The sequence below is a fragment of the Pseudomonas sp. RW407 genome, from assembly GCF_003176655.1.
In the GTDB taxonomy this organism is placed as follows: domain Bacteria; phylum Pseudomonadota; class Gammaproteobacteria; order Pseudomonadales; family Pseudomonadaceae; genus Pseudomonas; species Pseudomonas delhiensis.
In genome coordinates this window covers 513752-519173 of record NZ_QGSL01000029.1, presented here as the reverse complement: position 1 = coordinate 519173, position 5422 = coordinate 513752, and the positions used below count along the sequence as shown (strand labels likewise).

At 74.1% G+C, this 5422-nt stretch carries 4 protein-coding genes and 1 pseudogene; all 5 read left to right on the top strand.

All coding sequences use genetic code 11. From position 1 onward, the window contains the following. A pseudogene (locus tag DK254_RS33735) lies at positions 1–339 on the top strand (hypothetical protein); the annotation flags it as partial. After that, positions 336–1646 (top strand): DUF4255 domain-containing protein, encoded by a 1311-nt coding sequence (locus DK254_RS03275; RefSeq protein ID WP_109932184.1) that lies wholly within the window; start codon positions 336–338, stop codon positions 1644–1646. The pseudogene DK254_RS33735 and the gene DK254_RS03275, both read left to right, overlap by 4 nt. Further along, a complete protein-coding gene (locus tag DK254_RS03270; RefSeq protein ID WP_109932182.1) occupies positions 1643–3541 on the top strand; it encodes an ATP-binding protein in 1899 nt (632 codons plus the stop codon). The genes DK254_RS03275 and DK254_RS03270 overlap by 4 nt, the downstream gene beginning before the upstream one ends. Beyond that, entirely contained in the window at positions 3538–3834 is a 297-nt protein-coding gene (locus DK254_RS03265) for a hypothetical protein (RefSeq protein ID WP_109932180.1), read from the top strand. Before DK254_RS03270 ends, DK254_RS03265 begins: the two co-directional genes overlap by 4 nt. Beyond that, positions 3831–5363 carry a DUF4157 domain-containing protein gene (locus DK254_RS34465; RefSeq protein ID WP_218281391.1) on the top strand — a complete coding sequence of 511 codons (1533 nt, stop codon included), beginning with the start codon at positions 3831–3833 and terminating at the stop codon, positions 5361–5363. The genes DK254_RS03265 and DK254_RS34465 overlap by 4 nt, the downstream gene beginning before the upstream one ends. The last annotated feature ends 59 nt before the right edge of the window (positions 5364–5422 follow it).

Here is a 5422-nt window from a genome sequence, read left to right as displayed (position 1 = left end):
CCCGTCCAGGAAACGGCAGCACCGCCCACGGAAAGCCATCCGGCAGTGTCCCGCCACGAAGCCCCGACCAGGGCCGATGCCACACCGCCCTCGCCCACCACCCCGCGCCTGCCGCCACTACTCGCCCCCATGGCGCCAGCGACCGCGCCCCAGCCCAGGGTTGCGCCACCCCAGGCCGAACCGGTGCCGCGGCAACCCGACGAGGTGCACATCCACATCGGCCGCATCGAGGTCACCGCCATCCAGGAAACCGCGCCCGCCCGCCGCGAGGCGCGCAAGGGCCCGCCGCCGCTGTCGCTGGACGACTACCTGGCGCGGCGCAACGGAGACCGGCGATGAGCAGCGCCCTGGCCATCGCCGGCGTCACCGCCGTGCTGCGCGACCGCCTCAACGACGGCCTGGTCAACCACAACGTCGCCGGCACCCTGGGCACCACCGTGACCGTCAGCGTGCTGCCGCCGGACCGCGTGGTGCCGGCCGACGGCACCGAGGCCAGCCAGCTCAACCTGTTCCTCTACCAGGTCACGCCCAACGCCGCCTGGCGCAACCAGGGCCTGCCCGGGCACAGCGCCGACGGCAGCCAGCGCCTGGGCAACCCGCCCCTGGCGCTGGACCTGCACTACCTGCTGTCCGCCTACAGCGGCGGCGACCTGCACGGCGAAATCCTGCTCGGCTACGCCATGCAACTGATGCATGAGTTCCCGGTGCTCACCCGCGAGATGATCCGCACCGCGCTCAGCCCCTCGCCGGACCTCGGCCTGGTCCTCCCCGCCGCGCTGCAACGCCTCGCCGAGTGCGGCCTGGCCGACCAGGTGGAGCAGCTGCGCATCACCCCGCAAACGCTGAACACCGAGGAAAGCGCCAAGCTCTGGGCCGCCACCCAGTCCAGCTTCCGCCCCAGCGCCGCCTACCTGGTGTCGGTGGTGCTGATCGAGGCCGAGCGCCCTACCCGCGTGCCGCTGCCGGTGCTCAGCCGCGGCCAGGTCGACGCGGACAGCGGCCGCGAGCGCGGCGTGCTGGTCGCCCCCGGCCTTGCGCCGGCGCTGCCGACCCTGGAAGCCATACTGCCGGCCGACGCCCAGCCGGTGGCGCGCCTGGGCCACGCCATCGAGTTGCGCGGCCACCACCTGGACGGCGCGGCCCGCGAGGTGCGCCTGGGCAACCCGCGCTTCGAGCTGGACGAGGTCCTGCCGGCCAGCGGCGCCAACCTCGGCGACAGCCTCGGGCTGCTGATCCCCACGGCCCGCGCCGCCGACTTCCCGGTCGGCGTCTACGCCGCCTGCGCCCGCCTGGTGCGCCCCGGCGAAAGCCTGCCGCGGGAAAGCAACCGGCTGGCCTTCACCCTGGCCCCGGAAATCACCAACCTGCCGCAGAACCTGGCCCGCGACGGCGACGGCAACGTCCTGGTGAACATCGCCTTCACCCCCGAGCTGCGCCCCGGCCAACGCGCCAGCCTGCTGCTCGGCCAGCGCGAAGTGGCGCCGCAGGCCTTCGCCGCGCCCACCGCCAGCCTCGACTTCCTGATCGAGAACGCCGAGGCCGGCGAACACCTGGTGCGCCTGCGCATCGACGGCATCGACAGCCCCATCGTCGACTACGCCCAGGCGCCGCCGCGCTTCCTCGACCAGCGGCTGACCCTCACATGAACGCCCCCGCCGCCCCGGACTGGACCGCCGCCAACCAGCGCCTGCTGGCGGCCGAATTCGCCCGCCTGCGCGCCCTGCTCGGCGACGGCGAGGCGGACGAGGCCCAGGCCCGGCTGGACGCCCTGCGCGCGGCGATGGACGAGCCGGCGGCCATCGACAGCCTGGCGCGGCTGTTCGCGCTGAGCGCCTTCGAGCGCGACCTGCTGCTGCTCGCCGCCGGCGTGGAGATGGACGCCCGCCTGGCCCAACTGTGCGCCCAGGCCAGCGGCCAGCCGGCGCGGCCCTGGGCCACCTTCGGCCTGGCCCTGGCAGTGCTGCCGGCGGCGCACTGGAGCGCCCTGGCGCCGCCGGAACCGCTGCGCCGCTGGCGCCTGCTGGAAGTCGACGAGCACGCCGGGCTGACCGCCGGCCGCCTGCGCATCGACGAGCGCGTGCTGCACTTCCTCGGTGGCCTCAACTACCTCGACCCGCGCCTGCAGCCGCTGCTGCAGGCAGTGCCGGACGCGGGGCTGATGAGCCGGGCCCACACGGCCGTGGCCGCCGCGGCCATCGAGCGCCTGCAGCGCGGCCACGGCCGCCTGCCACCGATCCTCCTGCACGGCGACGACGCTCTCGGCCAGCAGGACGTCGCCGCAGAAATCGCCCGGCGCCTGGGCGTGACGCTGTTCCAGCTGCGCGCCGCCGACATCCCCGCTGCGGCCCACGAACAGGCGGCCCTGGCCATCCTCTGGCAGCGCGAGGCGGCCCTGCTCGGCAGCGCCCTGCTGGTCCGCGCCGGCGACGACGACAGGCCATTGGCGACCTTCGCCGTGCGCCTGGACGGCCTGTTGCTGGTGGCCAGCCGCGCGCCCTGCGGCCTGGACGGCGAGGCCTTCGCCGTCGACCGCCCGGACGTGCCGGAACAACGCCGCCTGTGGCGCGAAGCCCTGGGCGAGCGGGCCGGCGCCCTGGCCCCGAGCCTCGATGCCCTGGCCGGCCAGTACCGTCTCGGCGCCCGGCGCATCGCCGACATAGCCGCGCAGCTGGACGCCAGCGACCAGGCCCCGGCCCGCCTGCACGCCGCCTGCCGCGGCGACGCACGGGCCATGAGCGAACTGGCCCAGCCCATCGAGGCCCGCGCCCAGTGGCATGACCTGGTGCTGCCCGAGGCCCAGTTGCAGACGCTCCGGCAGATCGCCGTGCACGCCCGCCACCGCCTCACCGTGCACCACGACTGGGGCTTCGCCGACGGCGGCAGCCGCGGCCTGGGCATCGCCACGCTGTTCTGGGGCGACTCCGGCACCGGCAAGACGCTGGCCGCCGAGGTGCTGGCCAACGCCCTGGACCTGGCGCTGTACCGCATCGACCTGTCGGCGGTGGTCAGCAAGTACATCGGCGAGACCGAGAAGAACCTGCGCCGCGTCTTCGACAGCGCCGAGGAACTGGGCGCCATCCTGCTGTTCGACGAGGCCGACGCGCTGTTCGGCAAGCGCAGCGAGGTCAAGGACAGCCACGACCGCTACGCCAACATCGAGGTCAGCTACCTGCTGCAACGCATGGAGGCCTACCGCGGCCTGGCGATCCTCACCACCAACCACAAGGCCGCGCTGGACGGCGCCTTCGCCCGCCGGCTGCGCTTCGTGGTGCACTTCCCCTTCCCCGACGCGGCCCAGCGCGAGGCCCTGTGGCGCGGCGTGTTCCCCGCCGCCACGCCGCTGGCCGGGCTGGACTACGCCCGGCTGGCGCGCCTGGCGGTGCCCGGCGGCAGCATCCGCAACATCGCCCTGGCCGCGGCCTTCCTCGCCGCCGAGGCCGGCACCGCGGTGGGCATGGCGCAGCTGCTGCGGGCGGCGCACCTGGAAGCGGCGAAGCGCGACAAGGCGATCTCCGACGCGGAGACGAGGGGCTGGGTATGACGCGCATCGTGCTGCACATCGACCGCCTGCTGCTGCGCGGCATCGACCCGGCGGACGCCGACGCGCTGGCGGCGGCCTTGCGCCAGGAGGTCCAGCGCCTGCTCGGCGCCAGCGGCCTGCCGCCCTGGCAGGAGCAACCGCGGCGCGCACGCCGCCCGGACAAGCTGCGGCTCGCCGCCGATGCCGGCGCCCAGGGGCTCGGCCAGGCCGTGGCCGCGAGCCTGGTGCACGGGCCCCAGGGGCTCTGGCCGCAGGCGCCGCGCGGTGCGAAGGAGGGAGGGCCGCAGCCATGATCGCCACCCACGGCACCCGCGAGCCCTCGCCCGCCAGCGGGGCCGACTGGCTGCTGCAGCGCAAGTGCGCCTGCGGCGGCGACTCCGCTCCCCAGGGCCAGTGCGAGGAATGCAAACGCGAGGAACAGGCGGCCCTGCAGCCCAAGCTGTGGGTCGGCGCCCAGGACGAGCCACTGGAGCGCGAGGCCGACCGCGTCGCCGAACAGGTCATGGCCGCCGAGCCGCCGGCGAAGGTCACGCCCGCCAGCGGCGCGCTGGCGCGCAAGCCCGTAACCGCAGGCCCCGGCGCCGGCCAGGCGCCCGGCATCGTCCACGACGTGCTGCGCGAACCGGGCCAGCCCCTGGCCGCCGAGGCCCGGGGCTTCTTCGAACCGCGCTTCGGCCACGACTTCGCCCGGGTGCGGGTGCACGCCGATACCAAGGCAGATGCCTCTGCCCAGGCAGTCCAGGCCCGCGCCTATACCGTCGGCCACGACCTGGTGTTCGCCGCCGGCCAGTACCACCCGCAAAGCCCCGAAGGCCGGCAACTGCTGGCCCACGAACTGACCCACGTGCTGCAGCAGGGCCCCGGCCTGCGCCGCAAGCCGGCCGACAAGCCCAAGGCCGCCGCCCCCGACCCGCTGTGCGCCAAGTTCGACTTCGACAAGGCGCGCAAGGCGGTCGAGGCCCAGGCCAAGCTGGCTGCCAAGGGCGACCTGCTGCAGCTGATCCGCGCGCTCAAGCCGATCCGCCGCTGCGCCAGCGCCGCCCAGCAGGCCGAGGTCAAGAGCGCCCTGGCCAGCGCGCTGGCCGCCGACAAGGCGGACGAAGCCTGGAAGGCCGCCGGCACCGCCTTCGGCGGCTACGTCGGCTTCTACCCGGGCTTCGCCCCGGACATCAAGACGCACCTGGGCAAGCTCGGCGCCAGCGAATCGCTGGCCTCCGACACCTTCGAACTGTCCGCCGAGGGCGCCACCCACAAGTCGCGGGCCAAGAAGACCGCCACCGCCGACCTGGGCGACCTGGGGCGCACCGACATCGTCTACTTCCGCGGCCACCAGTACGCCCAGTACAAGGCCCCCGGCCTGTTCGCCAACGGCGACGAGACGCAGGGCTTCGACCTGCGCTACGTCCAGAAGGCCGGCGGCTTCGCCAACGTCAAGCTGATGATCAGCACCAGCTGCGCGACGCTCTGCAAGGAGGCGGTGGCGGTCTTCACCAGCCTGTTCCCCAACGCGGTGATCCTCGGCTACCGCAAGTCGGCACCACTGCAGGGCGCGGCGGTGCGCAGCGACCTGACCAAGCGCATCAACGAACTGAACCGGCCGCTCCTGATCGACGACCCCGTCGACGTGGCGGCCATCGTCTCGACCTGGAAGTCGGTGGTCGAGTCGCGCCACAAGGGCGAAACCGGCCCGCAGCCGGGCATCCTCCAGGGCGGCACCGTGACCTACTGGGACGGCTCGGCCTGGCAGACCATCGCTGCCACCGACGCGAAGAACGCCTGCAAGGTCAAGGGAGACTTCCGTGACCAGTATCCGGCGCCCTGAGGGCATGAAAACCATCGGAGGCCGGCGGTGAACAGCCACGCCAGCCTGGCCCCGGTCGC